This window comes from Pannus brasiliensis CCIBt3594, assembly GCF_036688125.1.
Lineage (GTDB): Bacteria > Cyanobacteriota > Cyanobacteriia > Cyanobacteriales > Microcystaceae > Pannus > Pannus brasiliensis.
This window is the reverse complement of record NZ_JBAFSM010000105.1, coordinates 1-4,561: the sequence shown is the minus strand read 5'-3', so window position 1 is coordinate 4,561 and position 4,561 is coordinate 1. Positions and strand designations below refer to the sequence as shown.

General features: G+C 53.8%; 4 protein-coding genes. 2 read left to right on the top strand and 2 right to left on the bottom strand.

Annotated features, from left to right (window positions below; translation table 11 throughout):
* Window positions 1-800: toll/interleukin-1 receptor domain-containing protein (locus V0288_RS24875; RefSeq protein ID WP_332867893.1), on the bottom strand; the 800-nt coding region annotated here is incomplete at its 3' end.
* Window positions 801-1,015: 215 nt separating this feature from the next.
* On the opposite strand from V0288_RS24875, the gene dnaK reads away from it, so the two are divergent.
* On the top strand, window positions 1,016-3,160 hold the full coding sequence (gene dnaK, locus V0288_RS24870) for a molecular chaperone DnaK (protein WP_332867892.1): 2,145 nt from the start codon (window positions 1,016-1,018) through the stop codon (window positions 3,158-3,160).
* A 67-nt stretch (window positions 3,161-3,227) separates the two neighbouring features.
* Complete coding sequence (locus tag V0288_RS24865) at window positions 3,228-4,106, top strand: DnaJ C-terminal domain-containing protein (protein WP_332867891.1); 879 nt, start codon at window positions 3,228-3,230, stop codon at window positions 4,104-4,106.
* Here the strand turns inward: V0288_RS24865 and V0288_RS24860 are convergent.
* The coding region (locus V0288_RS24860; protein ID WP_332867889.1) for a YihY/virulence factor BrkB family protein at window positions 4,098-4,561 on the bottom strand (464 nt) is incomplete at its 5' end. The two genes, V0288_RS24865 and V0288_RS24860, sit on opposite strands and share 9 nt — an antisense overlap.

The following is a 4,561-nucleotide window of genomic DNA, read 5'->3' as shown; positions in this document are numbered from 1 at the left end:
GAATCGGACTTCGCATTCCCGCGATTGTTGTAGGCTTCAGCGTAGTCGGGTTTGAGTTGAATCGCGCGGTCGTAATCGGCGAGCGCCCCTGGATAGTCTCCCGAATCGTACTTCGCGACCCCGCGAGTGTTGTAGGCTCCGGCGAGGTCGGGTTGGAGTTGAATCGCCCGATCATTATCGGCGATCGCCCCTTGCTTGTCTTCCGATTTGTACTTTGCTCTCCCGCGATTGTAGTAGGCATTAGCGTAGTCGGGTTGGAGTTGAATCGCGCGATCGAAATCGGCGATCGCCCCTTGATAGTCTCCCGAATTGTACTTCGCTAACCCACGATCGAGAAACTCTTCGGCCGATAGTTTCGGGATAACTTCCACAATTTTAGGCTTTTCTCCCGTAATCCCCCAAATCAAACGACCCATCGGATCGGGATCGGCGCGTCGGAAATCTACCCAAGTCATCGCCCGGAGAAAAATAGGAAGTTGAGGTTGTTGGGGAGCGGTGGCCAGCAAAACCGGGATTACCGGACAACCGCGCCCGACAAACTCATTTAAAAACGCTCTTAACTCCCGATTCTGCCACGGGCCGATGCCGCTACTGCCGATAAAGACCGCGGCGGAATGGATATACTCGATCTGCTCCTCTAGCAGTTCTTGCCACGATAACCCCGGTCGCAGTTCCCATTCATCTAACCAAGGCTTTAAACCTAGCGATCGCAATTCGAGAGCGATTTCTTTGACTTCCGGCTTATCTTTACTGTTGTGGCAGAGGAAAACATGGAATTGAGATGGCGTTTCCGAGGTCATGGGGTTAGCGCGGGGAATTTTCGAGTCGGGCTACTCCCTTCAGTATAGTTAATATCCCTTGAGTCCGGTGCATCCCATCTAGCAACGCCCACCGGAGTGCGAACGCGGGGCTGACACGATTCGATACAATATTGTCAACAAGCATTAAGCGAATTACACTATCGATCGAGCCAACGACCCGAAGTGAGCGAATCTAGCTGGAGATAAGGACAAGCATGGGTAGAGTAGTCGGTATCGACCTGGGGACAACAAACTCCGTCGTCGCCATCATGGAAGGCGGGAAACCGGTGGTTATCGCCAACTCGGAAGGAATGCGAACAACCCCTTCCGTGGTCGGTTTTAACAAGGACGGGGAATTAGTCGTCGGGCAGATGGCCAGACGGCAGGGGGTTCTCAACCCACAGAACACTTACTACGGGGTCAAACGCTACATCGGTCGCCGCTACGGTGAACTAACCCCCGAATCCAAACGCGTTCCCTACACCATCCGCCGCGACGAGGAGGGCAACATCAAAATTAAATGCCCCCGTCTGCAAAAAGAATTCGCCCCCGAAGAGATCTCGGCCTTGATCCTGCGGAGACTGGCCGAGGAAGCCGGCCGCTACCTAGGCGAAGAAGTCACCGGCGCGGTGATCACGGTTCCCGCCTACTTTAACGACTCCCAACGCCAGGCCACCCGCGACGCGGGCCGGATCGCGGGATTGGAAGTCCAGCGGATTCTCAACGAACCCACCGCCGCCGCGCTCGCCTACGGACTCGATCAAGAGGAAAATAAAAAGATCCTCGTTTTCGACCTCGGCGGCGGAACCTTCGACGTTTCTATCCTTGAGGTCGGTGATGGCGTGTTCGAGGTCAAAGCCACCAGTGGCGACACCCAATTAGGCGGGAACGATTTCGATCGACGTATTGTAGACTGGTTAGCGAATCAATTCCTCGAACAGGAAGGCGTAGATCTACGCCAAGACCGGCAAGCACTCCAACGCCTCACTGAAGCGGCGGAAAAAGCCAAAATCGAACTATCCGGGGTGAGTATCACCGATATTAACCTCCCCTTCATCATCGCCACCGAGGACGGCCCCAAACACATCGAAACCCGTCTTACCCGCGCCGAATTCGAGGAAATGTGTGGCGATCTGATCAGCCGTTTACGCCGTCCCCTCAAACGCGCCCTTTCCGACGCGGGATTGTCCCCCGTTCAAGTCGATGAGGTCGTTCTCGTCGGCGGCGCGACCCGGATGCCGGTGGTTAAAGATCTGGTGCGGAGTTTTATCGACAGGGAACCCAATCAAAACGTCAACCCAGATGAGGTTGTGGCGGTCGGCGCGGCCATTCAAGCGGGAATTTTGGGCGGCGAGGTCAAAGACATCCTCCTGCTCGATGTGACCCCGTTATCGCTAGGATTGGAAACGATCGGCGGCGTGATGAAAAAACTCATTCCCCGCAACACGACGATCCCCGTCAGACGATCGGATGTGTTCTCCACCTCCGAAAACAATCAAACCCTCGTGGAAATCCACGTTTTACAGGGAGAACGGGAGATGGCGACCGATAATAAGTCTTTGGGTCGCTTTAAGTTAACCGGAATTCCCCCGGCCCCCCGCGGTATCCCTCAAGTTCAGGTCGCTTTCGACATCGACGCGAACGGCATCCTACAGGTCACGGCCCGCGATAAAATGACCGGGCGCGAGCAGAGCGTGACCATTCAAGGAGCCTCTACCTTGAGCGAGGGAGAAATTAACCGGATGATCGGCGACGCGTCCAGATTCGCCCAGGAAGACCGACAACGCCGCGAAAGAGTCGATAAACGCAACCGCGCCCGTTCTTTGGTGGATCAGGCGCAAAGACGCTTGAAAGATGTTACGCTCGATTTCGGAAACGAGTTTACCCGTTCCTATCGCCGTCAGATCGAATCGTTGAGTACGGAAATTCTCGACGCGTTGGACAAAGATGACGATCGCCGGATCGATCGAGCGAGCGCGGACATCCAGGATGTTATCTACGAACTCAATCGCGAGGTACGATTACAATACGACGAGGAAGACGAGGGCTTTTTCACCGCCATCCGGAAAACCTTCACGGGAGACAAGGAGGACGATCTCCCCTACGAACCCCGACGCGAACGCTACCGGGACGATTACCGCGATACCGGTCGATCGAACTACCGCGAGGATTACCGCCGCGATCCCGGCCCCCGAAACGATTATCGCCCGGCAACGTCGAATAATTATTACAATGAACGCGATAGCGCCCGTGACCGTTCCCCGCGTCAGGACGATTACTCGAACCCCCGCGCCGGCGATCGATCCCGTCGGATTCCCCCCCAGAATAACTGGGACGAGGACGATGATGATTGGTTCTAAGGTAGAGATCGGGGAATCGTTTCGATCGGCGATTCTCTATTCTCGCTCCACTTTCTACCGCTAAAATATGCAACAGATTCACAATTACTACGAGATTTTAGGGGTTCCTCGTAACGCTACGGGTGACGAGATCAAAAAGGCGTTTCGACGACTTGCCCGACAGTATCATCCGGACGTGAACCCCGGCAATAAAGAGGCGGAAGAAAAATTTAAAGATATTAATGAAGCCTACGACGTGTTATCCGATGACGATAAACGCGCCGAGTATAATCGTTCTTTATTAGGAGGGGCGAAACGTCGGGTTGTCCGTCCGGGAGAGAAAAAAGCGACCAACGGTAACGGACCTCGATCGGAATTCGATCTTTGGAAGTTTAAAGATTTCAACGCGACGACCACGAAACGACCGAAAATAACCTCCGCCCCCCGGCCGCCGATGCGCCGTGACGTGGAAGCGAAATTAACCTTACCTTTGGAGAAAGCCTATCAGGGTGGGAGACAGCGAATTCGTCTCGAAGACGGTCGATCGATCGAGGTGGATATGCCCGCGGGAATGATCGACGGACAGAAAATTCGTTTGAAAGGACAGGGAATCGATGGCGGCGATCTCTATCTCAAAATCACGATCGCCCGTCACCCGTTTTTTAAAATTCAGGGATCGGATATTTTCTGTGTCGTTCCCGTGACTCCTAGCGAGGCGATCGTGGGCGGTTCGATCGAGGTTCCCACCATCGACGGCATGGTGAAAATGACCGTTCCCAAGGGCGTAAAAAGCGGTCAGCGTCTCCGTTTGGCGAATAAAGGCTATCCGGTCGCATCCGGGGAAAGAGGCGATCAATTAGTAGAAATTCAGATCGTCACCCCTCCCGAACCCACCCCGCAAGAATGGGAACTATACGAGAAACTACGCGAATTAGAAACCTTTAAACCCCGTCAGAATCTATTTTGAATTGACGGAAATACCGTGTCGATTGGGAACGATCCGCGAACCGTAACGCCGCGCGTATACCTGCGTGAATTCCGCCCCGAAAAAGAAAATCTGCGCGGAATAATACACCCAGAGGAGGAAGACTACCAGCGAACCCGCCGCGCCGTAGGTCGATCCGAGGGTTCCCATCCCCAGATATAGCCCGAGAATATATTTTCCGAACGTGAAGAGTATCGCGGTCATAATCGCCCCCACCCGTACATCTTTCCAGGTGATTCTCACGTCGGGTAAATATTTGAAAATGAAACCGAAAAGAAAGGTGATCGCCCCGAACGAGATCGCGGAATTTAAAAACTGCGCTACCGTCCCGATATCCCGCACGTAATCGCTTAAATAATGATTGAAAGCGCTCAAAACCGCGCTAAGAGGGTATTTATAAAGTAAAGATAAAAACCGGGGAGGTCGAGGTCGAGGCT

What these genes read in the sequence shown, in the direction of transcription:
- V0288_RS24865 (WP_332867891.1), top strand. Translation starts at nt 3,228, where the DNA reads ATGCAACAGATTCACAATTACTACGAGATTTTAGGGGTTCCTCGTAAC.
- dnaK (WP_332867892.1), top strand. Translation starts at nt 1,016, where the DNA reads ATGGGTAGAGTAGTCGGTATCGACCTGGGGACAACAAACTCCGTCGTC.